We start from the raw sequence: 26,983 nt of genomic DNA on the forward strand, positions 1-26,983 counted from the left end.
GGCTTCGAGCGCGTGATCCTCACGATCCGGCTCGCGCTCGCCGGCGCCTTCGACCTCGACCTGGCCACCCGCGCCGCCGGGCTCAACCTCCGGGTCCCGGCCCGCTGGCTCGCCAAGAGGCCGCTGGTCTCCGAGAACCCCTACGCCTTGTGGCCATAGCACCTGCACGGCGCGATCCGCACGGCCCTCCGCGACGACCGGACCGAGGACCACTGGACCCCGGCCGACTGGTACCAGGTCGCTGGCCGTGCCCTGGCAGCCCTCGGCGAGCAATGGACCTCGGCCACTGCCTCCGCGCCGAGCCGGATGCTGCTCGTGGCGTGCCTGCGCCAGGGCCTGCGCCTGGCCCGCGACCACCGTCTCACCGATCTCGGCTGGCTCACCGACGCCGCCCACGTATACACCGACGACTCCATCTGGGAGCCCCTCGCCCCGGCCGGTACCCGGGCCGGCGGCGATGGAGGCCAGGACGCCACCGCGTCCGGCGCGGGCGGCGACGGCACCGGCCTGGAGACACCGGCCGATGCCCTGGCCGAGCTGCTGACCGCCATCGACCGCCGCCAGCACGAACACCGCGCACGCACCGCCGAACGGATCACGGCCGTCCTTGACACCGGTCTCCTCGACGGCGAGCTCACCGCGCTGGCCCTGTACTACCGGGCCAAGGCCCACAAGGACCTCGGCCGGACCGGCGCCTCCCGGGACGGGATGCGGCAGGTCGCCGACGCCGGCGGTCGGCTCGCACCCAAGGCCCGCCGCGGTCTCGCGAACCTGGACCGGATCTCCGGAGACTTCCCCACCGCCCTGGCCGCCGTCCCCACCCTCGGCTGGAAAGGCCGACACCACCGCGTCGCCGGCGACATCCACTGGCCCCACGCAAATCTCGACCAGGCCATCGCCGCGTTCGAAGCCGCCCGCGCCGAAGCCGAACAGCACGACGCCGCAGGCGAGCGCGCCATCATCCAGATCCGCCTCGCCCTCGCGACCGCCTTCGCCGACCCCGTCCGCGCCGACGACGAGCTCGACCTCGCCCACCAGCTCCTCGCACCCCTCGACCAGCGCGCCACCACCCTCCTCGCCCACATCGCCGCTCTCGTCAAAGACGCCGGGGACACCGGATCCGACGTCCCCGGCCGCTCGCACCGGCTGCGCAGAGAGGTCACCGACGCCGGACTCCCATGGGCTGACCGGATTCCTGGAGATCGCCCTCACCTTCCACCACGCCGTCCAAGGCGAACACCAGAACCTCGCCGACCTCATCGACCGGCTCCACACCCTCACCACGAGCGGCGACTTCGCCTACTTCACCGACATCGCCGCCGCCATGGGCAACCTCCCCCACCCGCCCCGCCCCATCGTCCACTGGCTCGACGGCCACGAACCTGTACGAGACCGCCGGCACACTCTCGTCACCGCCCGCCGCACCCGCATGAACCCTTCGCCCTGACCCCGGACCGCTTCACCCGCAGCTCACGGCTGTGGCAGGCCCACAGCCGTGCGAAGAAGAGAATCAGCGTGCGTCGGGGCCCCTGCCCTTGAGCGTGGGCAACAGCTCGACGAAGGTCGCGTTCACGCTGCGCCGCTCGGTGAGGACACCGTCGATCTTCTGCTCCAGACCGTCCGAGCGCTGACCGATGACCTTGATAGTCCTGCGGTGCTCGACGACGGAGCCGTCAAGCCCCTCTTCCACCGCCATCAGCCGGATGTCCACTGCGGCCATGTCGCCGCGCACGATCCGCAGAGCGTTCGCATTGCGCCGGGTCAGGGCAAGTGATCGCGCCCTGTGCGATGAGGTCCTCGGGCACACGGGGCCTCGCCTGAACACGAAGAGCAACGGTCATCAGATGCTCCCCCGATATCGCGGCCACCAGATGCAGTACCGCCCGGTGAAACACGCCCACAACGGGACCAATACCCCCCCGGACCACTGCGGCACGTGACGCAGTGATGGACCACCCATGACGGCGAGGCCGGGTCGCGGACATGGGAAAATTCCCAGGTCAACCGGCCAGAGTATGGCCATCTCGCGGGACCCACGAGCTTCACTCTGCTCTCCGCAGCCAGTACGCGGTAGAGGTCACCTTCCCGAACTCGGGATGGCGTATCGCCCGACCGGCCTGCCGGGCGATACTGGGGGCATGACCGTGCAGCCCCTCTCGTTTCCCGTACCGGACGCGTTCGAGCTCTTGTGTGCGCAGTACGCACAGCGAATGCCGGCGTCTCTGAAAGACCTGGCCGGTCCCAGTCACGGAACGGTCGACCTGCCGCTGCACGTGGTCTGGTCGGGCCGCCGCTCCTACGGGCTGGAACAGCCGCGCTCCCGGATGGGCCTGTACCGCACCGTCCTGGCCGAAGGACAGCGCCAGGACCTGATCGAGTTCCTGAACCGGGATCTGCTCATCGCGCAGTGGCCTGTGCTGCGCACCCTGATCAGCCGCCCGATCAGGCACGTCTGGGAAGCCGCCTTCCCCGAGCTCACCGCCGCGACGGCCACCACCGCCGCGTGAACCTGACAGAACTCCACCGCCGGCTCCTGGCCGACGTCCTCGCCATCGGCGCGCCCTACCCGCTCGTGATCACCGGCGGGTACGCCGTCCAGGCACACGGCCTGGTCGACCGGCTCTCGCAGGACCTGGACGTCGCCACCGAGAACCCGGCCCCGATCGACGAGATCATCCGCACGGTCGGCGACGGTCTGGCCCAGCGCGGCTGGGGCGTCCGGCACATCGAGTCCAGCCCACTGTCGGGCCGGCTCATCGCCACCGACCCTGCCACGGGCGAGGAGTGCGAGGTCGACGTCCTCAAGGAAGCCTTCTGGGCACCACCGACGGTCACAGAACACGGCCCCGTCCTCGCCCTCGACGACGTGATCGGCACCAAGGTCCGCGCGCTCGCGGACCGCGGCGCGGTCCGCGACCTCATCGACGTCCACGCCGCGATGCGGCACCGCTCCACCGCGGAGCTGGAGAATCTCGGCCGGCGCCACGCCCGCTTCGAGTTCAGCCTCCACGACCTGCGTGACCGCCTCGCGGGAGCCGAATGGTGGGACGACCAGGACTATGCCGACTACGGTCTCACCCCCGAACAGACGGACGGTCTCCGTACATGGGCGCTGGCCTGGGCCACCGACCTCGACACCCGACTCCACCACGACGACCACTCCGACGAGTGAGATTCCAACCCTCGCAAAGCATTGGAGGGAGCGGTCGAGTCAAGAGCGTTCGGTTCCACCAGTGCGACCCGGCAGTGGCGGGACGTCGACGTGGGGCTGCCACAGTCTGGGGCCCTCTGTGCGGCAGGTGACCCACAGGCTGGACTTCTGTGACCCGGGCACGAGATTGAGATGGTCGCCTACCACCGCAGCAAGGTCCGCTGAGTGCCCACTCACGCCGCTGACCAGCGCGCGGCCCCGTAGACCGGATCGAATCGCACCAGCAGGCATCTTGGTGCCGCGTGTCCTCTTGAGCCTGGGCGGCGTGCCGGCTACGCAGCACCGCATGATCAAGACAGCGATGGCCGGCCGTTGGGGCAGGCATCTGGATCCCTTCCCGAAAACTAGCCCCACACGTACGCCCCAAGTGGACACTCCCGACCTGTGCGTGTCCGAGGTACCGCTGCGCTGCTGGATCGGACCAGTCCTCGGGTGTTCACCGCGGAGTCCGTACACGCGAGGCCATCGCTGAGCGGTGGGATCGGTGTTCGTACCATGCGCTCCTCGGTCTCCTCGGCAGGGGAGCTGCCTCTGCGCGGCCGGCTCGGTCAGGACCGGATGCACGCCTCTACGCAGCCGCACGGCCATCCCCTTCCGCCGAAGACGGACAGTTGGCGGGGTTGTTGGCGACTTGGCGCAGCCACAGTTCGGCCGCGACCGCGTAGTGGATCGCGCCTGCCGCGCCGGGCCGGCCAGACGCCGCCGCAGCTACCTCGCCGGCCACCCCCGCCGGGGACCACCTCGCCGACGCCACCGAGCAAGGCATCCACCGCGTCAACGCCAACCCCCGACTGCCATGGTCATTCCCCGCCCACACCGGCCTGACCATCCACCCCTCCACACCCACCGAACCTTCGAAAGGATCAGTAGTGATCAGCGGTCACAAATAAACCTGGGGGGTTGCACTTCCGGTGCAGACCGCCTCGGCTTCGGCGAATGCGTGGTTGCCATAAGTGGTGTCGCTGGAGAAGCCCCCCACGCCGATGGTCGCCCGCGCTGAAGGCTCCCAGCGGGTGCTGCCGAAGTCGTAATACCAAATAGTGGCCTTGACCCCCAGGTTGTTCCGGTAGGACTTGATCCCGGACCACGAGTCGCCCAAGTTGTAGTCTTCCAACCACCAGCAGTTGCTGACGCTGCCGGTCGAGAGCTCCATCGTCCGGAAGAGGGTGCTCCGGTAAAGGCACAGCTTGGTGGACGCGCATGGTTCGTCGGCTGCGGCGGGTGGGGCGGCGAGGACACCACCGCTGACGGACAGGGCCAGCGTTGAGACGAGTACAGCGATCTTGCGGCGCAGGTTCACGGCTACCTCCCGGTACAGGCACGACACGGCACGCACGGACGACCCGCCAAGACTCGGACTCCGCATCCGAATCCGGCCAATCTGCCTGATCAGCACCAGAACCTACTCGCAGACAGACCGTCAGAACAGATGCCCTACGCACACTCTTCCGACGCCACCTCCTCTCGCGCTGCGGCACGGGAGGGGCACTTCGCCGTGCCCGGGGGCGGTCCCGGCCTCGACGTGGCTGGAGCGCGCCCGCCGGGTCAGTCACCGGTCGGTGTGCGGGGTGCGCGGCGGTCGCCCGCCGCATCGAGAGCATCGGCGGACGCGCACTCGTCGACCAGGCCGAGGAGGACGGTCACGGCCCGCGGGTCGTGGGTGGCGTCGGCCAGTGTCCAGCGGCCGCCGATCCTGCCCTCGACGGCGGTGTGAACATCCTCGCGGGAGCGCAGCAAGGCGACTTCCACCGGCCGGCCGGGCAGACAGCAGAGCGACCGGACCTTCCTTACCGGGTACCCCAGCGACCGGAACTCCGCATCGAGGGCGCCGGCCTTCCCGAGACAGTCGCCGCGGCCGACCGTCAGCAGTTCAGCGGCCGTGTGCGCGCCGTCGGTCGCGTGCGGAATCGCCCGCATCCGCTCGAACAGCCGGACCGGCGCGTCCGCTGCGGTGTTCAGTGGATGATGTCGACGGCGGTGATGACCAGGACGTCGGCGTGGATCCAGTGGATGACGATGGCTTTCGGCTGGGTGAGCATCCGGCGGTCCTTGCCCTGGCCGCGCGGTGCGGGGATGGATCCCTGCCCGTACGGGTCGGTGGAGAGCCGGCGCATCCCGTCATCGACCGCGGCGCGGACCGGGGAGTCCATGGACCGCCGCTGGGCCAGGGCCTGATCGGAGTACTGAATCCTGTAGCGGCTCACGTCGCCCCGGCCCGGACGCACCGGCGTCACCAGCCGTGCTGTCCAGGTCGTCCAGCGGGGTGCGCCAGAGAAGTCACCCGCTCGATGGACGCGTCGATCTCGTCCCACGCCTGCCGCGGCAGCGCGTACGCCGCCACCAGCGCCGCACGCTCCAGAGCCGGAGTGCTTCCGAGCTGCGCCTCGAACTCCGCCAGGCGCTCCGGATCGTCGGCGAGGGCTTCGCGGACCGCGTCTGTCGTCGCGGGGATCTCCACCAGCCGTCCCCCGACGTGGGCCCGCCACGTCGGCTCGGCGAGTGGCATACCGAGCTCACCCTCTCTGCTTCACCTGGAGCTGTGTGAATCGGTGACGGGTATCTGACCCGGCCACGGTCCTTGTACTGGCCAGCGGCAGACGTGACCTGCGGAGTCGCCGGCCGCTGAGGGCAGCGACCGTTTCCACGTGCTGCCGTCACTTGTCTCGTCATGAAAGCTGTCAGACGCAGTTTCCTGTGGCCTGGTGACACCATGGCCGGTCTCGCCGGCTCGGCGGTCACGGAGCGGTTTCGTATTCCACGGCTGTGTCGGGGCAGGTGTTGGCGAGTTTCAGCAGTGCGGCGCGTTCCTTCTCGTCGGCGGTCAGCTTCCACCGCAGTTTGGTTGCGGTCCAGTCTGCGGCGTATCTGCAGTGAGCCGCTCCGGCCGGCGGGAGCCATTGGGCCGGGTCTTTGTCGGATTTGGAGCGGTTTGATTTCGCGGTGACGGCGACGAGTGACGGCTCGGCGCCGAGGTCGTTGGCGTAGGCCTGGCGGCGCTCGGGCGTCCAGTCGTGTGCTCCGCTGTCCCATGCCTCGGCGAGCGGGACCATGTGGTCGATGTCCAGCGTGCGCGCGTCGGTGACCTCGATGTTGTCGTAGTACGACCTCCACACGCCGCCGCTCAGGGCGCATCGCTCGCCCTGCCCGGGTTTCGTCGTGGCCTCCGTGATGAGGACTTCGGCCCGGGTGTGGCATCCGTCGCCGTCGTCGTCGACCCAGTGTTTGAAGCTGTCGCGCTCGTACCCGTCCCGCTTCTCCGCCCCGTTCTGGATCCTCGCGACGGCGGCCGCGAGCGAGAGGCCTCCCTGTGCGGGTCCGCCGGCCACGCCGGACGGCGTGGGAGGCGCGCTGGAGCCCGGCGTGGCGGGCTTCGTGTCGTCTTCGGCGGGTGGCGCGGTGCAGCCGGCCATCGGGAACACAAGGAGCGCGGCGGCAATCGGCATGAGGCAGCGGCGAATCATGGTCGTGCTCCGAAGAGTGAGACAGCGATTGAGCCTCATACTCCCAGGCGAGTGGACGGTGGTGACAGGAGGTCATCTGTTCTCGTTGTAGTCCGGTCCAGTACGGCTCGGACTTGCCGGAGAACGGCGGCGCCCCCGGGGCCGGCCGAACACATCGCGTGCGCGGCTGCGGTGTTCTCATGCGGCAGGGCGGGCTTCGACTATGCGTCGTTCTCCAGCGGCACGCCGCGAGGGGATCTCCCGGTGCTCCCCCGCCGCCCATGGCGGGGTGACGCCGGATCGTGCGGCCCGGGGGCGGGGGTCCCGGGCCGCGCGATGCGGTGCGTTCCGGTCGACGGCTGTCCGGAGCACGCACCGCGGGGCCGAGGCCCCAGCGGCCGACGTCCGGCGCTCCAGCGCGGTGAGGTGGGATGGCCGCGCCGGGATCCTCAAGCGCGCGGCTCGCGCGGAGGGCCGTCCCGCTCGCCCGCGATCCTCCGACCGGAAGGAATGCCGTGAAACGTTCTCTGATGACCCTGACTCTGCTGCTGTCCCTGCTGGGCATCAGCCTGGTGACCGCTCCGCCGTCCGGCGCCCGGCCCGCCGCGGCGGCCGCCCCGGCCGGGTGGACCGTCGTCGACGGCTCCGACGGATCGGTCGCGGGGTTCCACACGATCCGTTCCGCCGCGAACAACCGGTACGTGACCGCCGAGCAGAACTGGAACGGTGACCAGTACGGATGGGTCCGGGCACGTTCCACCACCGCCGACCTGTGGGAGCAGTTCGATCTGGTGTGGGACGCGAGCACCGCCTCCTTCGCGATCAGATCCCGGCTGAGCCTCCTGTACGCGGCGGCCGAACTCCGTTGGCCGGACATGTACTACGGAGTGATCCGGGCGCGTTCGGCCACCGTCGACGCATGGGAGCGGTTCACCCTGCTGTACAACCCGGGGTCCGGCCGCTACGCGCTTCAGTCGCAAGCGAACGGCCTGTACCTCGCCGCCGAACTCAACGGCTACGCGGGCTGGTACGGGGTGCTCCAGGCACGCTCAAGCACCATCGACACATGGGAGGAGTTCCTTCTCGCCTGAGGCCTGCGCGCCCGCCCTGTCCATGGTTCCTCCCGGCCGGCGGGAGGAACCGTGCGCGTCGCGCGGGGGAAGGGGCACCGCCGGTGCGTTCCGCGCGGCCCCGGCGTCCACCACGGGTACGGCGTCCGCCCGCCGGTCCGGTGTCCAGTAGTGCTTGGCCAGCGCGGCCTTGGAGGTGGCTACCCGCGTCACTCTGTGTGTACCTGCCCTGGGGTGAGGCTGTGGAGTTCGGTGGCGGCTTCGGTTTGGAGGGGGTGGTGGTGGGTGGTGAGGGTGTGGAGGGCGGTGGTGAGGGTGGTGCGGGCTTCGTCGGGGCGGTTGAGGTGGCGCAGGGTGCGGCCGAGTTCGAGCTGGACGGGTCCGCTGCGTGCGGGTGAGTCGGCCTGGTCGAAGGCGGTGAGGGCTTGGCGCAGGGGGGTTTCGGCTTCCTGCCAGCGGCCGAGGGCCGCGTAGTCGCTTCCGAGTTGCCGCAGGGTGAGGGCCCGGTAGACGGCGAGCAGGTGGGTTGAGAGCCCGGGGATCCCTCTTCGGCAGATTTCCAGGGAGTGGAGGTGGTGTTGGAGTGCTTCGTCGGCGTGGCCGTGTTGGCGGAGGGTTTCGCCGAGGGTGTTGAGGGTGGTGACTTCGGCGAGTCGGCCCTGGGTGGTGGGGTTGTCGTGGTGGCAGGCGGCCGAGGCGCGGAGGCGGGTGATGGCTTCGTCGGTGCGGCCGAGGCGGCGCAAGGCGCCGGCTCCGTATCCGAGGGCCCAGCCCGTTTGGAGGCGGTCGCCGCAGGCTTGTGCGGTGGTGAGTGCGCGGTTGGCGGTTTCGAGGGCGGCGGTGGGGTTGTGGGCGCAGATGCTGTGGGCCCAGGCGAGGTAGTTGAGATGGGTCGCCTCCTCACGCGGGCTGCCCAGGGCGCGGGCCGAGTGGGCGGAGTGCTGGAAGACGTCGGTCCACTGTGGCCAGTGCTGGGTGAGGTCGGAGAACCAGTGCATCGCCTCGGCGGTGTCGACGACTTGGCGGTGCCATCCGGCGGTGTCGGCGTGGTGGGCATGGTGGAGGGCGGCGAGCCACTGGTCGCGTTCGGCCTCCAGCCAGGAGCGTGCCTCGTCGCGCCCTGTGGGTGCGGTTGGGGGGTCGGGGTCGCCGGTGGGGGTGGTGTGGTGTTCGGCGTCGAAGTGGAGGGCGGCCGCGCGGGCGCGGGCGAGCATCCAATCGGTGGTGCGGTCCAGGGCGGCGGTTTGGGTGGCCGGGGTGTCGTCGGCGGTCAGCTGTTCGGCGGCGAAGAGGCGGAGGAGGTCGTGGAAGCGGTAGCGCTCGGTGGTGGGATGGGGCTGGAGGAGCCCGCGGTCGCAGAGTTCCTCCAGCCCCAGTTGAGTGTCGCGGAGCGGAATGCCGGTGAGGAGGGCGGCGGTCTCGGGGCTGAAGTCGGGGCCTGCGGCGAGGGCACAGCGGCGCAGGAGCCGCCGGGAGGTGTCATCGAGCTGTTGGTGGGAGAGGGCGAACGCGGCGCGGACTTTGAGGTCGCCGGCCTGGAGGAGATCGAGGCGGCGTTCCTCCCGGCCGAGGAGGGCGGCGAGTTTGGCCAGGGTCTCCTGCGGGCGGGCGGCGAGGCGCTGTCCGGCGATCCGCAGGGCGAGCGGCAGTCCTGCGCATTGGTCGGCCAGGTCGCGGGCGGCCTGCGGCTCTTGGGTCACCCGGTCGGGGCCGATGACGCGGGTGAGGAGTTCGACCGCCTCCTCACGCCGCAGGAGCGGCAGTTCGACGCGGTGGACGGCTTCGAGGCCGGCGAGGCTGTTGCGGCTGGTGACGATCGTGAGTGTGGTGCCGGTGGTGGGGAGGAGGGGGCGTATCCGGGTTTCGTCGGCGGCGTTGTCGAGGACCAGGAGCAGACGGCGGCTGGCGGTGAGGGAGCGGAACAGGCCGGCCCGGTCCTCCACGGTTTGGGGCAGGGCCTGTCCGGCGACGCCGAGAACGGCCAGGAGCCGGGCCAGGGCTTCCCGGGGCGGGACGGGTTCGGGGTCCATGGCGCGCAGGTCAAGATACAGGCGCCCGTCGGGGAAACGGGGTGCGAGGTGGTGGGCCGCCCGGACGGCGAACGCCGTCTTGCCCAGGCCGGGCTGGCCTGTCACCACCACCACGGGCGGACAGGTGGTCGGAGGCGGGGTGTCGGCCAGGGTGCTGAGGGTGGCGAGGGCGTCGCCGCGGGCGGTGAAGTCGCCGACGGCCTGTGGCAGCGCGAGAATCCCCGGCACAACCGAACCCGCGTTCGCGGCCGCAACTGGGTCGGTGGCGGCTGCCGGAGCCGAGCCCGGGGCCGTGCCGGTGGGCAGCCGGGGGCGGCCCCGGCCAGGAGCGGCCGCCGCTTCGAGGGAGTGGGACTCGTCCGGGTCCAGGCCCAGCGCACGGGCCAGGGCCTGAACGGTGCGGCGCTGCGGCCCCGTGGTGTGGCCTCGTTCCATATAGGCCAGCGCCCGCACGCTCACCCCCGCCGCCTCGGCGAGCTCCTCCTGGCTCAGCCCCGCACCCAGCCGCAAAGCCCTCAACCGCTGTCCGAAACCACCGGGCATTCCGGTCATGGGGCTACTCCCTGGTCAACCCGCATACGACAACGGGTGGTTGATCTTCCCGCAAAAGTAGCGCAGCCCCTACTTTTGCGGGTCGTTCTGCCTGGTGACGGCTGTGGTTCCGCTGGTGGACTCGGCGCGGAATGATGCGCCCCTGACCGGATGACCCGCCTCGATGGGGCTTGCTCGCTTGCGTTGGGGGCCGGACGAAAGGGTGCTTCCGTGCCTTCTGACGCAAGATCCAGACCTCCACTGCCCTGGGGCTGGCTGCCTGCCGGCACTTGGCGGAGCTTTTGCCTCCGGCGGAGGCGGCCACCGGCGGACGGCCGGGCCGGGCCAGGGTTTCGGCCGGGTGTGCTGCGGCTGTCCGCTCTGGGCTCGGTACTGGCCCTGTTGGCGGGCCTGATCACGGTCTTCGCCGCCACCACCGCGGTGGCACTGCCGGATGTGCCGAATACATGGATAGCAACCCAGAACATGCAGAGGTCGTCCATGGTCTGGTCGGGCCGGGTGGAGAACCTGGTTCGAGGGCATCATGTGGTGGCGCTGCAGGAGGTGCCGTTCACCATGCCGAACGGACCGGGCGATGCGTACATTCCGGCGCCACCGGATCGCGCTTCTGGCATCGTTGAGAACTATACGAACCACCAGCGGGGGGCGGGCCAGCTCCTCCCCGCTCTTCCCCCTCTGGTCACGGAGTACCGGTGGAACCTGGGCCGGCACGGACAGGATCAGTTCGTCTATCTCTATCTGTTGCGGATGCGCGGGCACAGTGGCCTCCCGGTGGGAATGGTCACCCATACCCGGGCCTGGAATGCCCTGAGCGTCTCCGCGACCGGAAGCTCTCGTGACTCCCTCGTCCTCCTGGACCGCGACCACCACATGGCGTACGCCACGTATCACGCGAATGCGGTGACTACGAACAGGGGCGACCTGATGGTCCAGGCGGTCCACGACGCGGTCGACGGGCTCCCGCGGCCTGCCGGGGGGCGTTGGAACTGGGCTGTAGTGGGCGACTTCAATCGGGACCCGTCCTACTACATTCATGCCGGCGGCGGGACACCCACGACTGAAGGTCAGCAGGCGGTCGCCCGGCTGGGCGCCAGGGTCTATGCCCCGTCGGGGCCGACGCAGAATGGAGGGGGAACCCTCGATTACATGATCGCGTCCACATCTCAGCCCGCTTGGCAGAGGACCGGGACTCTGGGGTCGGGAAGTGATCACCGGGCGGTACTGTTCGGCAGTGCCAGAGGCAGCGCGGCGCTGCCCGAATTCGTCGCCCTTCACAATCGGCATACCGATCTCGCCATCACCGGACGCGGGGAGCGGCTGACCCCGCGCGGGGAGCATTTCAGATTTGATCACTCCCAGCTGTACTCCCTGAACTTCTTCACGACCGAAGGGGGCCACGACTGGTTCACCATGGTGAACTACGCCACCGGACTGGGAGTGGCGTCGGGACACCTCGGCACGGTGGGGAGTCTGGTCGTGCCGGCTCCTGAGCTCATGCCTGACTCCTTCCTGTGGCGCAGGGACGGCGATACGATCCGCAATTTCGAGGGCAGGCTCCTTGCCATGTCGGGAGCGGATCACCGTCTGTGGGCCCATGAGCCCGGTGTGGTGCCCGAAGGCGCCACACACTGGTCGATCCGCACCGTCGACCTCGACCACTTGAGCACGGCTGGGTTCCGTGCGAGTGCTGACCAGGCATTGTCCCTCCAGAACAACGCTACTGGTCTGCCCGTAGCGGAGGTTTCAAACGAGTACGTGGTCACGGGGATCCCGCCCGGCGACGTGGGTGGCTTCACGGGGCAGTGGGTACTCCGCACGGCGAAGTATGCAGGCGCTATGTATCTGGTCAACCGGATGACGGGCAAGTGCCTGCGCCAGTGGGCGAAAGTGGTGGCGTTTGCTCTCGTCGCCGCCTGCCCGACCGCCGAGAGCACTCCAGAGCAGATACAAGATATGTCGTGGCAGGTCGTGGGAGGCCAGATCCTGAATGCTTTCACCGGCGCGGCTCTGGGAAGCCGTCGCGGGGAGTCGGCTGCGGGCAGTCCGCTCATGGTTCTCGACGAAATCTCCGACCGGTATGACCAGATTCCCGTCGGAGGGGACGTTCCCTCGGTGCCGGGAGTGCCTCCGGGGCAGTCTGTGAAGCTGGCGGTGATGCCTCTGGGCGACTCCATCACCCTCGGCGTGGGAAGTGATGGACGTACCGGATACCGACCTGCGCTCGCTCAGATGCTGGCCAAGGACTCACCCAGTGTGCAGTTCGTGGGGTCGATGCGGGACGCGGACGGCACCCGGCACGAGGGGCACTCCGGGTGGCGTATCGACCAGATCTCCGCGAACATCGAGCGCTGGATGGCCGAGGCGAAGCCGAACCTGGTGCTGCTGCACATCGGCACCAACGACATGAACCGCAACCACCAGGCGGACACCGCGCCGCAGCGGCTGGCCGGGCTGATCGACCAGATCCACACCTCCTCACCGAGCACCGCGATCGTGGTCGCCTCGCTGGTCCCGGCGGCCGACCGCACAGTGCAGGCGAGGGTGGACGCCTATAACCGGGCCATTCCCGGCATCGTCGCCGACCGTGCCCAGCGCGGCTACCGCATCACCCAGGTGAGCATGGGCAGCCTGACAGTGGCGGACCTCGACGACAACCTCCACCCCAACGACCGCGGCTACCGGAAGATGGCCGGGGCATTCCACGGCGGGATCGTCGAGGCGGCCCGCAAGAAGTGGATCGACGAAGACGTCACCGTCAAGCCCGCCCCGCCCGGCACGGGCACTCCTGCAGCTGCCGGCGACTACCGTGTCGACATCAACGGCGACGGCCGCTCCGACTATCTCGCTGTCCAGGACAACGGGGCCACCCGCGCCTGGACCAGTTCCGCCACCGCCGACGGTACGGTCAAGTGGGCCGATCAGGGCGTCATCGCCTCCGGCTCCACCCAGTGGACCGGGGAGCAGGTCCGCTTCGCCGACATCGGCGGTGACAACCGGGCCGACTACCTCATCCTCGCCCCCAACGGGGCCGTGCGTGCCTTCATCAACGAGGGTGGCGACGGCCGGGGCGGCTGGCGGGACATCGGCACGGTCGCCTCCGGCTCCACCGCCTGGAACAGTACCCAGGTCCGCTTCGCCGACATCGGCGGCGACACGAAGGCCGACTACCTCATCGTCTCCGACCGGGGCGCGGTACGCGCCTTCATCCACACCACCGCCGCCGACGGTACGGTGAAATGGAACGACCAGGGCAGCGTGGCCACCGGATCCCCGCGCTGGACCGCCGAGGACGTCCGCTTCGCCGACATCGGCGGCGACCCGAAGGCCGACTACCTCATCGTCGACGACAACGGCGCGACCCAGGCATACCTCAACACCACCACCAGTACGGTCACGTGGGTGTACCACGGCCACATCGCCACCGGCTCCACCCAGTGGACCGGTGAACAGGTCCGCTTCGCCGACATCACCGGCGACAACCGGGCCGACTACCTCATCCTCGCCCCCAACGGGGCCTTGACCGCCTACGAGAACACCCCCGGCCCCGAGGGCTCCGTGCGGTGGACCAGCCGGGGCATCATCGCCACCGGCACCGGCAGCCCCGCCAACCGCGTCCGTATCTGACCTGTTCGCCCAGGGCCCTGCAAGCCCGGTCATCCATCCCTGACGGGCCCCGGCACATGCCGGGGCCCGTCACGCTGTTCACCGGACACCCGCTGAGCAGCGTAGAACCCGCCCACCATGCCCTGATCACAACCCGGGAAGGGCGAAGAAGAACAGCGCCACCATGCGCTGCTCGCGGGCCTGGCCGGCGTGCCCACCGCCGGCGACAGGCACGCACCAGGCAGCGGTCCGAACAGGACACCGCCTTGTCGGCCGGCGCCCGCACACTCACCCCCGCCGCTTCGGCGAGCTGCTCCTGACTGAGCCCCGCGCGCAGGCGCAGCTCCCGCAGCCGCCGTCCGAACTCCCCGGGTATCGGGCGTTTCACGTACAGGCCCCCTGATGTGTGCCCCCGTACCGGAGGGGTGACTGGTCTGGCAGAAGTATCACGCACCCCTACTTTTGCGGGTTGTTCTGCCTGGTCATCACGCTGGCGCCGGTGATCGACTCGGTCCAGGCACCCCCGGCCGGACGCACGAGCCGACTCCGGCAAAAAGAGGGGGCCGGCGCCATACGGCGCTGCCGGAGACGAGGAGAGAACATGAGTGTGCGAACGAGAGTAAAGACGGGCGCGGCCGGGCTGGTGGCCGCGGCGTGTGTGGCGGTCCTGATGGCACCCGCCCAGGCGTCCGCCGCACCGGCCCCGACCGGGGCGGCGGGCGGCGGGGACAACTGCGTCGCCAACCTCGGCACCGGGACGGCCGCCTGCTATCCGTCGTTCCGGGAGGCCATCAAGGCGGCGACCGGTGGACGGGTCGCCGACGCCCCAACCGCACGCCGGGCCGCCGGGGACAAGGACTTCCTTACCCGCCTGAACGCCCCCGCCAACGGCGGCGGGGCGCCGGACGCGCGCATCGCGGACCCCCAGTACGTCCAGGGTGTCCTCTACGAACACGGGGGCTACAGGGGCCGGACCCTCGTCCTCCAGAGCTATCTGAATTGCAATGCCGGCAAAGACAAGTGGTTGCTTGCTGGTTACGAGCTGCACGACTTCAACGACATCGTCAGCTCCGTGGTGGTCATACCGGGCTGCAAGGTCACTCTCTATCAGCACGCCAGCCACCAGGGCGAGGCCCGGTCCTACACCGCCTCCACCTCCTGGCTCGGCCTCATGAACGACCATGCCAGTTCCTTCAATGTGCACTCGCTCTAGGACTCGCCTCTGCACCACGTGCACACCCCGGCCCGGCGCGGCGCGGTGGCGCCGGTCCGGGGCCAGCTCCAGCCGGGCAGGAGGGAAAGGACGGGGCGGGGCAGGCACCCCCTCGGTTGCAGCCCGGCAGGCCCGATCGACCGATTCCGCCCCCGGTAGCGCTATGGATTCCCGTGGGCCGTGAACCACGGCCTGCTTGCCTGGTGTGTCACTCACCCGTGCTTCCTCCATGTCCCTGATTCCCGGCGCCCGCCCCCTTCTCCATGCCATGTCCTGGCAGGCCGGCGGTCAGGGCGGTGGGACGAGCCAGACCGCGGTGACGGTGAGTGCGGCCTCGGCGACGTAGTAGACGACGAACACGTCCCGGACCGTCGCGGTACGCCGGTCACCCAAGCGGTGTCGCAGCCATGTCAACCGTTGAACGAGGTGCGCGGCAATCATGCCGCCCGTACCCCCGCCAGCCAGAAGGAGCCCCCACATGTCCGAGCCTTCCGTCCACCGTCCCGCGCCGACGCGAAGAAGATTGACGCGTCTCGGAGCCCGGCTCGGTGCTGTCGTGGTCGCCCTCTGCGCGACCATCGTCCTGGCGCCGTCCCCGGCCTCCGCGAACCCCGTGACCATACGGTTCCAGATGTACGCGTACAACGAGTGTCTCGACTCGGACATGTGGGGCGACGCGTACACCCATGATTGCGGTGACAGCAATCCGTACCAGAAGTGGATCGTGTACAGCGGTTCACGAGGCTGGCAGCTCCAGAGCACGGAGACCGGGCGCTGTCTCGCCTACACGCACAGTTGGGGGCAGGCCAAGCCCCATACCGTCGAATGCAACGCGGCGAAGGACGAGCAGTGGTGGGTGGACTACGACACCACCCAGTACGTCAATCTGGTCAACTACTCCACCCGGAAAGCCATCCAGTGCATATGCAACAACAAGGGCGAACTGGTCATGGTCAACCCTGACCTGGGGAACTTCGCCCAGATGTTCCGCGCCATCAACGTGTAGCGGCAGGCCTCTGCCCGGCGGCAGGTGATGGGCACGAACCCGGGACCGGAAGCCTGGGGTGACCGCCCGGCCTCCGCGCACACCGACGGTGCGCGGAGGACCCGCATCCACGGCCTGGAGATCACACAGACAGAGCACCGCTTCAAGCTGATCGAACTCGACCGCTTCCGCTACACCACCCCGAAGCAGATCCAAGCCTTCGTCAACCACCTGGACGGGGTCGAGCAGCATCTGCGGCTGCTGAACACGAGAAGGGGCATGCTCACCGACGGCACCATGCCCGGGTACCTGATACGCCGCACCGGCGGCGTCGTCGGACTGCTCGGACGGCTCATCGAGGACGGCACCCGGGAAGCGATGGACAGCGGCAGAGAGATCCTTGACGAGGAATTGCTCGACGACATCATCCTGCGCAGGGAAGACATGACCGACGCCCCGAACGAACCCATGCCCCCGGCCAGGCCGCCCGCCGTCCTCCCGCCCTCCAGCGCGAAATGCCGGCCGCGCAACTCCATGTTCGACGATCACGGACCACGCACTGCCGAAGACGGACTTGCAGACCGTCCTCCTGGACCTCCTGGACGGTGACGAGCCCGCAGAGGTCGTCTCCCAGCGATTCGTCAATCTCCAGGTCGCCATCTCACTGATCCAGGCGGGCTGGCCCATCGCGGCCGATCTTGCCCCTGCCGCGACCCGAGCCATTCTGGACGCGCATCTCGCACCACAGCAGCAGGATGGTTTCAGCCCCGGCCCAGCGGCCGAAGCGCCAGCTCGCCGACCGTCGCCGGGATCCGCACCTTCTGGCCGTCGACGAGCGTGGCCAGGACGTTTTCCCGCCCATGGCGCAGCGTCCTCCCCCTTCGGCCGCCCACCGTTGAGGGGTCAGGTCGATGCGGGGATACGAGGCCGCAGGACGTCCGCTCTGCGTTCCGGCAGCGGATCCGGACGGCGCCCGGGCGGCGGGGCAGGCCGTGCAGGGGCTCGTCCGAAGGGGTGGTGGTCTTCGTGCGCAGGGAAGTGCTCCGTGCGTTCCGTTTGACGCTGGATCCCACCCCCGCCCAGGCGGAGGGTCTGGCCCGTCACGCCGGGGCGGCGCGGTGGGCGTTCAATCACGCCCTGGGGGTGCAGGTCGCCGCGCACCGGCAGTGGCGGGGCGAGGTGCAGGCCCTGGTCGACACCGGTCTCACCGAGGCCGAGGCGCGCAAGCGGGTCACGGTGCGGGTGCCGAGGAAAGCGGAGATCCAGAAGCATCTCAACCGAATCAAACCGGGCCGCAGTTGCCCGGACTGGCCGGCGGGGAGCATCGGTCCGGCCCGGCCCTGCCCGTGGTGGGCGGAGGTCTCCACCTATGCCTTCCAGTCGGCGCTCATCGACGCCGACAAGGCATGGAAGAACTGGCTCGACTCGTGCACCGGGAAGCGGGCCGGGCGCCGGGCCGGCTATCCGCCTCCGCCCAGGGGCGCAGACGCATGGTGCCGGGGAGTTCGAGGTCGGGCTGCCGGGTCCGGTTCATACGGCCGGGCGGCACCACAGGAGGTATCGGCATCGGGATGGTCACCGGCCCTGGTGTTGCCGGGCCGCGGCCTTCCGACAGGGCCAGCGGTGGCTTCCGGTCGGCATCGTCCATGGCCGGGGCGGGCGCGGCACCGGTGCGGGGAATCATTCTGCCTCGACTCACTCGCCGGATCAGCCGGGAACACTCCCGCGTCACTCCGCGACCGTTCCGGACGGGCGTCCCGATCCCATGGGTGCCGAGTGGCGGAACGGCGGGAGGGGGCTGTGGTGGCGCGCCCCGGGGGGTGTCCCGGCCCCGGGTGGCCGGTGAGGTCGACTTCACGGAGGCCCGCTGGGTCGCGGCGTCCTCGGCGAACTGGCGCCGGGGCGGACCGCCCCGGCGACTACCGGGTCGACCGGGGGGTCATCCATGTCACCAGGGCGGCTTCGCCAGTGCCGTGCGGGCGGTTTCAGGACCCGGGGCACGGGGCCGCCGTGCACTACATCGTCCGCAAGGACGGGCACGTCACACAGATGATCCGGGAGCTGGACGTGGGCTACCCGCGGGGAACCGGGACTACAACCAGCGCAGTGTGGGCATCGAGTACAAGGGGTGGGTGCACCGGCCCTCGTCGTTCACCGGCCCCATGTACGCCGCGTCGGCCCGGCTGGCGGCGCGGATCTATGTCCGGTACGACATCCGCCGGACCGCGAACACATCACCGGGCACGTGGAGGTGCCCGGTGCCCTGGACACCGACCCGGGCCTTCGGGGCACCGGGGGTGTTGACCGGTCGGCAGCAGGCGCACGTCTCGACACTTGGAGAAGTACACGGTGACCGTTCCTGCGGAGTCCGTCGAATCGGTGGAACAGCTCGCTTCAGTCTGGCGTCGGGTGGTGCTCGACCGGGACGCGAGCGGGGACGTGCGCGACCTGCCGGGCCTCGCGGTGCGCTGGGCCGACTCGCAGTTCCCCTTCTGGAACTGCGTCGCCCTCACCGGGCCCGGCACCGGGGCGGCGCTCCTGGAACGGCGGCTCGGACAGGCCGCCGAGGTCATGCGCGCCAAGGAACGCCCGGGCTTCCTGTGGCTCTTCGAGGACATGTTCGACGAGGCGGCCCGCGCCGCGCTGGAGCCGGCGGCCGAGGGAGCGGGGCTGCGGTACGCCTTCTCCGGGGCGGGCATGGCCGGTGACGTGCTGCCGCTGCCGGAGCCGATCCACGACGACCTGACCTTCGCCCGGGTGCGCACCAAGGAACACCTGCGGGCGTACGCGGACCTCAACGCCCGTGCCTACGGGCTCCCCGCCGAGAGCGTCCACGAGGGACTCCTCGGCTCCGTGCTGTGGACCGACACAGCCCACTCCTACCTGGCGCTGCGCGAGGGGGTCCCGGTGGCCTGTGCCGCCGCGGTGGAGGCGGAGGGTCGGCTGTTCGTGGCGCTGGTCGCCACCGACCCGCAGTGGCAGCGCCGCGGCTACGGCGAGGCGGTCACCCGCCGGGCCCTGCACGAGGGGTTCCGGGCGACCGGATCGACCCGGGCGGTCCTGCACGCGACCGCCGCCGGCGCCCCGGTGTACCGGCGGATCGGGCTCACCCCCAACTCGCCGATCCGCTTCTACGCCCTCGGGGACTGATCCGCCGACCGTCCCGGGCGTTCCGTGTGCCGCACGGCACGCACCGCGGCGACGCCCCCTTGGACGTCCGGCGGACAGCGAAAGACACATGGTCAACCGGATTGCTGAACGCTTGGGCCGAGATCGCGGCCGTCCAGCACCTCAATGTCGGTGATGGTCGTCCGGTATGGATCCAAGCTCAGCCAGATGACATCCATGCCGTCACGTTCGAGTTGGATCATCGTGGAACCCGACGAACCGAACGGCGCAGTCAGCAGGTTGATGCATGTTGCGGTACAGGTGCACGGGCCGTGATAGGGCAGGTCGGCGACCACCTCAGCCAGCGAATCGCCCTCGGCACGCAGCAGCTCAGCGATCTCGACGGCAAGCGCTGGGAACGCATCCGCAAGTCGTGGGTACAGCCCATCTGTCATCACGGCACCGTACATCCAACAGACCCTGAGAAGCACTGGAGGTTAAAGCACAAGCTCAGCAGTGTCTCGGAGCGGCTGGTGCTGCTGGAGATCCGGCGTGACCCGAATGCGCCCAGGTTGGGCCGGGGTGAGGGCCGGGGGGCCGGGACTGCCGCGAAGCTCCTAACCGACGCCGAAACCGCGCGCACCGAGGTCCTGGCGGAGGCGGAGTGAGCCGCCTGCCCGAACCGGACCCGGCCAGGAACCGGCACCCCCGCCAGCCGCCGCCGCGACCCTGGCCTGAACCGGACACACGTACAGCACCCCGCCGGCCGCTGAACTCGCTGCCCTGACCTCAGCCCCGCCCGCGCTCGGGTGGCCCCCATCCGCGGTGGCGACCTGGCGGGCAGCGGACTCCCCGCACCTGCGGGGGTGAACCGGTTGTCGATGGGCTGCACCACGCCCGACAGCCTCTTCCCGCGAAGGCGGGGTCGCACTGCCCGGTCGTGCACGCTGTCCCCGCCCACGCGGAGTGAACCGCAGCAGAGCACCCGTCGGCAGACGGAACCGTCGCCCCCCTTGACCAGGAAGCGCGGGGCGGGCTCCGTGCGGTCCACAGCGCGGCTCGGAACGAAGATGAGTACCGGTGCTCATGATCTGCCGGCACCGGAGAGCGAGGATGGGCCCATGTCTTCGCGGAAGTTCACCGTCGCCGTCTTGGTCGCCGGGCTCGCTCTGACCGGGTGTGGGGTGTCCCAGGACGAGTTGTTGGTCAAATGGGACAGCGCCGAAGCGTCCGTGGAGCCGGGCCCCCGTCCCGCCGGCCGGGAGACGCCGGGGCCCGACACCCCGCCGAACCACGCCGACAACAGCCGCGCCCGGCTACCAGGCGAGATGAGTCCCCAGGACGAGGAACAGGGCCGCCGGAAGGCCGCTGACGTCGGACAGGCGCTGGAGAAGCTGCGCCGGGAGGGCAGGACCGGCCCGTCGGAGGTTCGGCCCGTACTCGAACGGCTCGCCGGCCCTGCCCATCTGTCCGTGGGACAGCTGCCGATCGGGTCCCCGGCGGTGAAGGCCAACGGCAGCACTTACGGCATCTGGATCGGCAGGACCGCCTTTGTCACCGGAGTCGTCAGCAGTGCCCGGGCCTGGGCAAACGTCAACGGCCACTACCCCGAGACCCGCTGCATGCCCCCGGCAATGACCCAATAAGAACGAAGCAGTACCGCAGCAGGACCCAGCAGTGAAGCCAGCGAGCAGCACCCCGGTAACCCAGATGCCGTGGAGCGGCCGTCTCTGCGAGGATTGCTCCATGACATTCTCCAGAAAGGCCCATGCCGCGTAGACGGCCCGGACGTGTCCGCGCCGAACAGTGGCAGCGGCACCCGCTCACCCATCGCGTCACCATCACCGGCCTGTCCGCGCCCGCCCGCGCCGAAGTCGCCAGGGTCGAGAGAAGCCGCAACTTCCTGTGGCCCGGCGTCACAGCTGATTCCCTGAGACTGTGGAAGGAGTTCGTGCGCCAGCCGTACCGCAAACTCTGGAGCGAGTACGAGAACGGCAGCTGTGGTATATGGGAATGCTGCGGAAACCCCTTCGAGGCGCGGGAGTTCCTGGACGCCGTCGTCCACGGCATGTCCCGGCGCCGAGCGCGCGAGCTCCGACTCCTCGTTGACCGGCTCGACGACTCGTACTGACCGCTTCCGGGGAGAACACCTATAACCACCTGACGGACCAGACCAGGGGACGGGACCGAGACACCGCCAACCACACCTCCTCCGCCCCCGCCTCCCGGCTAGCCCTGGGTGGTGGACTTCCCGAGAGGCGGTTGTCCACCGAGGACGCTGCGGGCACGGAGGTCCGTCAGGGCGATGCCGGGCCGGTAGGGGCTCACCATCGATGTCGGCCTGACGGTCCGCCCCATCCCGATTTCATCCTCCGCTTGGGCGACCGGTCCCACCGGGGCGGGCTGGCAGGTTAGTCACAAGCGGTGCACATGCCTCTGCGACCTCGAGCACGGCACCTGCATCATCGACTTGGTCGACCCCGTCACGGGAACGGGCATCCACTACGACAGCAGCCGCTGGGGCCGCACCGCCGACGAAGCCCACCACCGGCAGATGGCTGAACTGAACGCCAGAGCCTTCGGGTGAGAACACCTGAGCGAACCGGCCGGGCTGCTCGGTGGCCAGCGCGCCGATCACTGCTCCGAAGCCGGGTCCGGGCCTCCGGGGGTGCGGTCAGTGGCTGTGGAGGATGCGGACGGCGGTGACGACCAGGTCGAGGCCGCCTGTGACGTAGTAGCGGACCACGGCACCGGCGATGGTCGCGGTGCGGCAGTCTCGTTCCTGGGGCTGCCGGAGTTCGTGTCGACCAGGCCCAGCTCTTGGTCGATGCGCTCGGCAACCCCGACGAGGCGGCCAAAACCCTCGGGTGCGCAAGGCTCCGCCGGAGCCTGACCGCCCATCGTCCGACTGCCCTCCGCAGCCGCGACGGGGAGGAGGAAGTGACGGAGAATCCGGGCGGTCAGACCGCGGGCTGGCGGGCGGCGGCCTGTATCACCTGGCTCCACACCACCTGCAGATCCCGCATGGCGATGTCCGTGCCCCCGTGTTTGTGCAGGGATGTCACCGGGTTCGGTAGCACGCGGTATCCCCATCCGAATGGCCACTGTGTCGCCGGTTCCCGTATTACGGAGAAGTAGAGACAGGCAGCAGGGCCATCTCCATCGGGCTGGCCGGGCCAGCGCCTCTTCGATGGGCTTTGAAGATCAGCAAGTTGTATCCGTCCCGCCCTGTGGGCGCGGGGACATCCGAACATCCATAAGCGAGGGCTATCCCCGCGCGGGCGGCCATGATGTGCTCTTTCAGCGGAGGTGCGGCGTTGGCTGATGCACTTCCCGCGCCGCCCGGTGTTACGGGGCTTTGGAGATGCTCCCGGCTTTGACGGCCAGTGCGGCCATGTGCCGCAAGCGCTCGTAGTACTCGATCGCGCCGTCCTCGTCATCGATCGACGGCAGGACCGCCTCGACGGCAGCGAGACAGACGAGCAGGGTTCTCTGGCGCTGCTCGTCAAGGGGCCCCGACAGCGTCGAGGAGACACAGCCGGCGATATCCGCGTCCAGCAGCACCATGTCAAACAGCATGCCGTCGTGGGTGAACTCCCGGCCGCGGATGTGGGGTGGGAATGGCGTGCGCAGGTGCTCTTTCCACAGCCGTGAGAGCAGGTCGGGTTCCGGTTCGGTCATGCTCGAGATCATCCCTCACCGGCCAGGCTCGGAGAGAACGGGCTCTCGGAACCGTCCAGCGTCCCCGCGTGGACGGGGCGCATCAGCAGACGAGGAGCTGCTGGACCGCATGCCGGGAACGCCCCGCGCGGGTGGGGAGGCTCAGGTTCGTTGGTCTCACAGGCCTAACGGTTGCTGGGCTCTCCTTCCTCGGTCTGTGGGTCTTTCCGGCGTACGGGGCCGATCAACGCTTCCGTGGCCTGCAGGAGCAGGTTTGTGGGGCGGCTATCGCCGAGTTCGATGGCGAGTGCGGCCCGGACGAAGGTGGTGAGGTCGATGCTGCCGGTGCGCAGTTGGAAGGAGCGCAGTACCGCCTGTGTGTCGGCGGCGGGGTGGCGGCAGCCGGCGTGCAGGCAGTGCCCCTCTGCGGCCAGACCGAGCCGCTTGAAGAGGGCATTCTTCTCTTCGGTGAGCTGGGCCGGGCAACCGAGGTGGTCGAGCGTGATCTGGAGATGCACGCGGGATTCCCGTACGGTGAGCCGTCCTCCGCCCGGTGTGACGTAGCGGCCGACGGTCACGACAGCGTACGGGTGCAGCAGCGGCAGGCGAGTGTCGGTGCCGTGCAGGACGGGCAGGTTGTCGTACCCGGCGTGTGGACCGGCGGCACCGGGGGGCTTACTCGTCATGGGGTTCTCTCCTTCATGCGGTCGACAGCGATCCGGTGCTCCTGGCCCTCGTCATCTCCTGATGGTCGTTGGCGCGCCAGACACCGAGCGGGCCGACCCAGCCGCGAGCCGGCGGCAAGTTGAGGGTGCTCCTTTTTGAGCCGCTGATGAGCACGGAATTGCGGGCTGGTTCTCCTGGGGCCGGCGTGCGATACAGGTCCATGGTGGCTTGTCACCGCCTGCCGTACGGCATGTCTCGGCCCTTGCCCGCCGACTGCAGGCGAAGGCACAGGGTGGTGCCGGAGTCGGCGAGCAGGGTGACGGCGGCGTGGGTGATACGGGTTCCGGGGCCGATGAGGAGTACGGCGAGGTAGCTGGCGGGGATGTGGACGACGTGTGGTTGTTGACCGGGACGATGGCGTTGTCGTCGCGGTCGATGTGGCAGCGGTCGGCGTAGATGCTGGAGATGCGGTCTTCCAGCCGGTGCACGTCCTGGGGGCGGGCTTTTCACCGTGGTTCAGGCATGGGCGGTTTCCTGGGTGAGGGGTGCGAGGGTGAGAAGTCCCTGGCCGTAGGCTTTGGCCGGGCCGATGCCGTTGAGGAGTGTGCGGCGCAGGAGGTCGGGGTCGGTGACGCGCAGGCGGCCCTGGAAGGTGGCGGTGGACAGGGTGAGCCGGGGGCCGTTCGGGCGCTTGCTGAAGCGCAGGATGTCGCGGGCGGTGAGGGACACGGCGGGTGCGGGAGGGCCGGGCCGGCCGAGGCCGAGTGATGGTGGCGGTGTGGGTTCCTCTGTGGGAGGGATGGTGAAGCCGTGGCGTTCGGTGCGGTCGAGGAGCCAGTGGAGCTGGTGCTGGGCGGTGCGGTGGGGCACGCGGAGGCCGCGGATGTTCCGTTCTGGGGCGGTGCCTGGTTCGGCGTCCTGTTCGGCGGGCTGGCTGGCCTGTTCGGGGCTGGGTTTCGCGGGTTTCCGCAGGGACTGGACGGGGTTGGCGGTCAGGCGGAAGGCGAACGTCCGTCCGGGGGTGATCTTGTTCAGCAGGGGGGTGTAATCAGCGATGAGGGGTGCGCTGTTGTCGGCGCCGGGCCATCCTGCCTGCTCGACGATGTGGTTCCAGGAGGGGCGGCTGTCGGTGAGGACGAGGAGCTCGGCGCGGTGCGGGTTGTCGTTCTCCAGACGCCACAGGACGCGTTCTGTGACGGGCTGGACGGCGAGGCCGGCCAGGATGGTGGCGTGGAGGCGGTGGGGGTTGGCCAGGAAGGTGATGGCGTTCCGGCGCTGTGGGTTGAGGGCGATTTTCGACAGGTAGGGCATGTGGTCACCAGCCCAGAAGGGCGAAGGGGTCGTGGCCGGAGGCCGGGTCGGTGTTGGACTGGGTTGCGGGTGAGTCGTGCCCGGTGGGGATGGTGATCGAGGTGTGGCTCACGGTGCGTGTGCTGAAGATCGTTCCGGTGCGCAGGTTGTAGGTGTCGGGGGTGTCGTCGATTCTGTGTTCGCCGTCGGGGTCCTCGATGGTGGCTGCCAGGGTCACGCGCGCGCTCCGGGTCCGGTTCCGGTGATGGGCCGCTGCCTGCCAGGGAACGCCGCTCAGCACGTCCGCCAGCGTGCTGTCGGGGTACAGGCCCATGCTGATGCGTCCGGCCGGCGGGCAGGAGCGGCGTCCCAGGGCGAGCGGGAACGCCGGATTGCGGACTGCGTGTTCGAGGGCTTCCAGGAGCGGGGCGGGTCCGCGGAGGGCTGCGGTGAAAACGGCGTCCTGGAGGTAGTAGCGCTTGGTGACGCCTGTGTGCTTGGCCGGGCTGGTCTTCTTCTGGATGCCCTTGGCGTTGACCTGGCTGGAGGGCATCGGCAGGCCGCGGTGGTCGCTGACGGTGTGGTAGTCGCGCAGCATGCTGCCGGGCTGGTCGGTGCGGACACCGAGAAGCAGGCCGAGGAGGTCGCCGATGGGCGCCTCGCGGGGACGTCCTTCGGCTGCGGCGAGCAGTCCGAGGACGCCGGACTTGGTGGGCTGGTGGTGGGTCTCGCGCTGGTTGTACCGGGAGGGCCGGCCCCAGGACTGCAGGGGTCCGGCCAGCCGGAGGACGAGGACGGCCGATTCCGTCATCAGGAGTCCTGCGCCGCGGTCGTGGTGTGTGCCGCGCCGTCCCGTGCCGGCGGTACGTCGCCGGGTGCCGGATTGCCGGCCGGGATGCGGCCGTTGGCCAGCCAGCTGTCGAGGATTCCGCGCAGGGAGTCGAGGAGGGCGGGGAACGGGACGGAGAGGCCGAAGGCCTCGGTGAGCTTGTCGCCCTGGAGGGCGTGGGTGGAGAGGGTCCGGGCAGGTACGGATCCCCAGGAGGTGCCGATGGTGTCCAGCTCGGCCGCCAGCTTGACCGCCGACTCCGCGGCGAGGCCGCTCGCTCCGGTGACGGGCTGCTCGAAGGCGGATACGAGGTTGACCGGCTGGTCGGTGCGCAGGGTCACGAGCACCAGTTGGGGGAGGGTGCGGTGCGCGAAGGTGTTCTGGTGCCCGGTGGGCATGGACCGGGTGAAGGAGTCCACGAAGCGGACCGCGGTGTCCAGGGTCGCGTCGGGGGCGGTGAGGTTGTCGCGCAGCTGGTGGACGCCGAGTACGGCGTACCGGTAGAGCGTGGACGAGTTGAACTCCACGGTGCCGATCATGCCCGCGCCGGAGTCCTCGGTGTTCTCGTCGTCGACCGCCGTGTAGTAGTCGAACTCGGTGCGCACGGCATGGGTGGAGAGGGCATGGGCGACCTGTACCGCGGCGTCCACGTTGAGGGCGGGCAGGTCGGCGACCATACGGCCGAACAGGGCCACTTCCGCGGGGTGCCCGCTGGAGAGCGTCTGGACGACAGCGAGCTTGCCGATCTCCTCCTTGAGTTCCTTGTCCGGCAGCGCGGCCAGTCCGGCGGCCCGCCCCTCCAGGAGCGCGATGAGGTCATCGAGCTGTCGCTTGCCGAAGAACAGCAGGTACGCGGACTGGTTCGCCTTGGTGGCGGACTGGGTGATGCCCAGCGGAGCCAGCAGAGCGCCGGCCAGGCGGTCAGCCTGGTCCTGGGCAAGGCCGGCGCCGCCCTCGGCGGCGGGTTGGGTGAGCCGCCCGGTGAGCAGGCTGCCGATCCGCTTCGTGCGGGTGGCCCGGTCAGCCTCGGGGAATCCGGCCGCGAAGTGCATACGCGTGGCGCGCTTCCACGCCTGGGAGGAAACCCTGGCCCGGCGCGCGCCCCCGTACAGGGCCTGCTTCGGAGTGCCCGAATCATCCCGGTTGATGTTGGAAGGCGGGAGGCTCTGCAGAATGTGAACCTCGACGAACAGTGTGGGTGTGCTCATGATGAACTCCTTCAACGAGATGCTGTGACCTGGTAATTCGACGATGGTGGTGGTGCGGCTGCACGGGGCCTTCCGGGGAGCGGGCGCTCCCGAACGGCCCGAGGTGCAGCCGGATGGG

26 protein-coding genes and 1 pseudogene are annotated in these 26,983 nt (G+C 69.6%); 13 read left to right on the top strand and 14 right to left on the bottom strand.

Annotated features, from left to right (window positions below):
- Nucleotides 1-12: 12 nt before the first annotated feature.
- Together AAFN69_RS29650 and AAFN69_RS29655 are read left to right on the top strand one after the other, a co-directional pair.
- Nucleotides 13-159 (top strand): hypothetical protein, encoded by a 147-nt coding sequence (locus AAFN69_RS29650; RefSeq protein WP_347731953.1) that lies wholly within the window; start codon nucleotides 13-15, stop codon nucleotides 157-159.
- A 147-nt stretch (nucleotides 160-306) separates the two neighbouring features.
- Nucleotides 307-1,539, top strand: a complete 1,233-nt coding sequence (locus tag AAFN69_RS29655; RefSeq protein WP_347731954.1) for a hypothetical protein — start codon at nucleotides 307-309, stop codon at nucleotides 1,537-1,539.
- On the opposite strand, the gene AAFN69_RS29660 is transcribed toward AAFN69_RS29655, so the two are convergent.
- Nucleotides 1,511-1,720, bottom strand: coding sequence for a hypothetical protein (locus AAFN69_RS29660; protein WP_347731955.1), 210 nt, complete (start codon nucleotides 1,718-1,720; stop codon nucleotides 1,511-1,513). The genes AAFN69_RS29655 and AAFN69_RS29660 overlap by 29 nt on opposite strands.
- A 418-nt stretch (nucleotides 1,721-2,138) precedes the next feature.
- Here AAFN69_RS29660 and AAFN69_RS29665 point away from each other — a divergent pair, with 418 nt between their 5' ends.
- Together AAFN69_RS29665 and AAFN69_RS29670 are read left to right on the top strand one after the other, a co-directional pair.
- Nucleotides 2,139-2,507 (top strand): hypothetical protein, encoded by a 369-nt coding sequence (locus AAFN69_RS29665; protein ID WP_347731956.1) that lies wholly within the window; start codon nucleotides 2,139-2,141, stop codon nucleotides 2,505-2,507.
- Nucleotides 2,504-3,172, top strand: a complete 669-nt coding sequence (locus tag AAFN69_RS29670; RefSeq protein ID WP_347731957.1) for a nucleotidyl transferase AbiEii/AbiGii toxin family protein — start codon at nucleotides 2,504-2,506, stop codon at nucleotides 3,170-3,172. Before AAFN69_RS29665 ends, AAFN69_RS29670 begins: the two co-directional genes overlap by 4 nt.
- Nucleotides 3,173-4,091: 919 nt before the next feature.
- Here AAFN69_RS29670 and AAFN69_RS29675 read toward each other — a convergent pair.
- The 5 genes from AAFN69_RS29675 to AAFN69_RS29695 all read right to left on the bottom strand — a co-directional run bounded on the left by AAFN69_RS29675 (nucleotide 4,092) and on the right by AAFN69_RS29695 (nucleotide 6,672).
- Nucleotides 4,092-4,511 (bottom strand): peptidase inhibitor, encoded by a 420-nt coding sequence (locus AAFN69_RS29675; protein ID WP_347731958.1) that lies wholly within the window; start codon nucleotides 4,509-4,511, stop codon nucleotides 4,092-4,094.
- A 245-nt stretch (nucleotides 4,512-4,756) separates the two neighbouring features.
- Nucleotides 4,757-5,128 carry a transglutaminase domain-containing protein gene (locus AAFN69_RS29680; protein WP_347731959.1) on the bottom strand — a complete coding sequence of 124 codons (372 nt, stop codon included), beginning with the start codon at nucleotides 5,126-5,128 and terminating at the stop codon, nucleotides 4,757-4,759.
- A gap of 38 nt (nucleotides 5,129-5,166) precedes the next feature.
- Nucleotides 5,167-5,415 (bottom strand): hypothetical protein, encoded by a 249-nt coding sequence (locus tag AAFN69_RS29685; protein ID WP_347731960.1) that lies wholly within the window; start codon nucleotides 5,413-5,415, stop codon nucleotides 5,167-5,169.
- 26 nt (nucleotides 5,416-5,441) lie between these two features.
- Nucleotides 5,442-5,717: a hypothetical protein gene (locus AAFN69_RS29690; protein ID WP_347731961.1), complete on the bottom strand. Its 276-nt coding sequence runs from the start codon at nucleotides 5,715-5,717 to the stop codon at nucleotides 5,442-5,444.
- 229 nt (nucleotides 5,718-5,946) lie between these two features.
- A complete protein-coding gene (locus AAFN69_RS29695) occupies nucleotides 5,947-6,672 on the bottom strand; it encodes an HNH endonuclease family protein (RefSeq protein ID WP_347731962.1) in 726 nt (241 codons plus the stop codon).
- A gap of 494 nt (nucleotides 6,673-7,166) precedes the next feature.
- Between AAFN69_RS29695 and AAFN69_RS29700 the strand changes: the two genes are divergently transcribed.
- Nucleotides 7,167-7,742 (top strand): hypothetical protein, encoded by a 576-nt coding sequence (locus AAFN69_RS29700; protein ID WP_347731963.1) that lies wholly within the window; start codon nucleotides 7,167-7,169, stop codon nucleotides 7,740-7,742.
- Nucleotides 7,743-7,930: 188 nt separating this feature from the next.
- Here AAFN69_RS29700 and AAFN69_RS29705 read toward each other — a convergent pair whose 3' ends face one another.
- On the bottom strand, nucleotides 7,931-10,303 hold the full coding sequence (locus AAFN69_RS29705; protein WP_347731964.1) for a helix-turn-helix domain-containing protein: 2,373 nt from the start codon (nucleotides 10,301-10,303) through the stop codon (nucleotides 7,931-7,933).
- A 342-nt stretch (nucleotides 10,304-10,645) separates the two neighbouring features.
- On the opposite strand from AAFN69_RS29705, the gene AAFN69_RS29710 reads away from it, so the two are divergent.
- From AAFN69_RS29710 to AAFN69_RS29725, 4 genes are all read left to right on the top strand, one after another.
- The gene (locus tag AAFN69_RS29710) at nucleotides 10,646-13,927 is read left to right on the top strand and encodes a GDSL-type esterase/lipase family protein (RefSeq protein WP_347731965.1); all 3,282 of its coding nucleotides are present in this window, start codon (nucleotides 10,646-10,648) and stop codon (nucleotides 13,925-13,927) included.
- 580 nt (nucleotides 13,928-14,507) lie between these two features.
- Nucleotides 14,508-15,119: a hypothetical protein gene (locus AAFN69_RS29715; protein ID WP_347731966.1), complete on the top strand. Its 612-nt coding sequence runs from the start codon at nucleotides 14,508-14,510 to the stop codon at nucleotides 15,117-15,119.
- A 478-nt stretch (nucleotides 15,120-15,597) separates the two neighbouring features.
- The gene (locus AAFN69_RS29720; protein ID WP_347731967.1) at nucleotides 15,598-16,125 is read left to right on the top strand and encodes a hypothetical protein; all 528 of its coding nucleotides are present in this window, start codon (nucleotides 15,598-15,600) and stop codon (nucleotides 16,123-16,125) included.
- A gap of 27 nt (nucleotides 16,126-16,152) precedes the next feature.
- Nucleotides 16,153-16,713, top strand: coding sequence for a hypothetical protein (locus AAFN69_RS29725; protein ID WP_347731968.1), 561 nt, complete (start codon nucleotides 16,153-16,155; stop codon nucleotides 16,711-16,713).
- Nucleotides 16,714-16,865: 152 nt separating this feature from the next.
- Here the strand turns inward: AAFN69_RS29725 and AAFN69_RS29730 are convergent, their stop codons facing one another.
- Nucleotides 16,866-16,997, bottom strand: a complete 132-nt coding sequence (locus tag AAFN69_RS29730) for a hypothetical protein (RefSeq protein WP_347731969.1) — start codon at nucleotides 16,995-16,997, stop codon at nucleotides 16,866-16,868.
- 905 nt (nucleotides 16,998-17,902) lie between these two features.
- On the opposite strand from AAFN69_RS29730, the pseudogene AAFN69_RS29735 reads away from it, so the two are divergent.
- Nucleotides 17,903-18,457, top strand: a pseudogene (locus AAFN69_RS29735) (N-acetylmuramoyl-L-alanine amidase); the annotation flags it as partial.
- On the top strand, nucleotides 18,454-19,254 hold the full coding sequence (locus AAFN69_RS29740; RefSeq protein ID WP_347731970.1) for a GNAT family N-acetyltransferase: 801 nt from the start codon (nucleotides 18,454-18,456) through the stop codon (nucleotides 19,252-19,254). The pseudogene AAFN69_RS29735 and the gene AAFN69_RS29740, both read left to right, overlap by 4 nt.
- A gap of 92 nt (nucleotides 19,255-19,346) precedes the next feature.
- Here AAFN69_RS29740 and AAFN69_RS29745 read toward each other — a convergent pair whose 3' ends face one another.
- Nucleotides 19,347-19,667: a hypothetical protein gene (locus AAFN69_RS29745; RefSeq protein WP_347731971.1), complete on the bottom strand. Its 321-nt coding sequence runs from the start codon at nucleotides 19,665-19,667 to the stop codon at nucleotides 19,347-19,349.
- A 666-nt stretch (nucleotides 19,668-20,333) separates the two neighbouring features.
- Here AAFN69_RS29745 and AAFN69_RS29750 point away from each other — a divergent pair.
- Both AAFN69_RS29750 and AAFN69_RS29755 read left to right on the top strand, forming a co-directional pair.
- Entirely contained in the window at nucleotides 20,334-20,858 is a 525-nt protein-coding gene (locus AAFN69_RS29750; RefSeq protein WP_347731972.1) for a hypothetical protein, read from the top strand.
- 122 nt (nucleotides 20,859-20,980) lie between these two features.
- Nucleotides 20,981-21,343, top strand: coding sequence for a hypothetical protein (locus AAFN69_RS29755; RefSeq protein ID WP_347731973.1), 363 nt, complete (start codon nucleotides 20,981-20,983; stop codon nucleotides 21,341-21,343).
- Nucleotides 21,344-22,560: 1,217 nt separating this feature from the next.
- On the opposite strand, the gene AAFN69_RS29760 is transcribed toward AAFN69_RS29755, so the two are convergent.
- The 5 genes from AAFN69_RS29760 to cas7e form a co-directional block, all read right to left on the bottom strand.
- Nucleotides 22,561-22,893: a hypothetical protein gene (locus tag AAFN69_RS29760; RefSeq protein WP_347731974.1), complete on the bottom strand. Its 333-nt coding sequence runs from the start codon at nucleotides 22,891-22,893 to the stop codon at nucleotides 22,561-22,563.
- Between the two features lie 164 nt (nucleotides 22,894-23,057).
- Complete coding sequence (locus AAFN69_RS29765; RefSeq protein WP_347731975.1) at nucleotides 23,058-23,558, bottom strand: DUF6420 family protein; 501 nt, start codon at nucleotides 23,556-23,558, stop codon at nucleotides 23,058-23,060.
- A gap of 496 nt (nucleotides 23,559-24,054) precedes the next feature.
- Nucleotides 24,055-24,849 carry a type I-E CRISPR-associated protein Cas6/Cse3/CasE gene (cas6e, locus tag AAFN69_RS29770; RefSeq protein WP_347731976.1) on the bottom strand — a complete coding sequence of 265 codons (795 nt, stop codon included), beginning with the start codon at nucleotides 24,847-24,849 and terminating at the stop codon, nucleotides 24,055-24,057.
- A gap of 4 nt (nucleotides 24,850-24,853) precedes the next feature.
- Nucleotides 24,854-25,639: a type I-E CRISPR-associated protein Cas5/CasD gene (gene cas5e / locus AAFN69_RS29775; RefSeq protein WP_347731977.1), complete on the bottom strand. Its 786-nt coding sequence runs from the start codon at nucleotides 25,637-25,639 to the stop codon at nucleotides 24,854-24,856.
- Nucleotides 25,639-26,865 carry a type I-E CRISPR-associated protein Cas7/Cse4/CasC gene (gene cas7e, locus AAFN69_RS29780; protein WP_347731978.1) on the bottom strand — a complete coding sequence of 409 codons (1,227 nt, stop codon included), beginning with the start codon at nucleotides 26,863-26,865 and terminating at the stop codon, nucleotides 25,639-25,641. The genes cas5e and cas7e overlap by 1 nt, the downstream gene beginning before the upstream one ends.
- Nucleotides 26,866-26,983: the final 118 nt, after the last annotated feature.

The sequence above is a fragment of the Streptomyces sp. CAU 1734 genome (genome assembly GCF_039888735.1).
Lineage (GTDB): Bacteria > Actinomycetota > Actinomycetes > Streptomycetales > Streptomycetaceae > Streptomyces.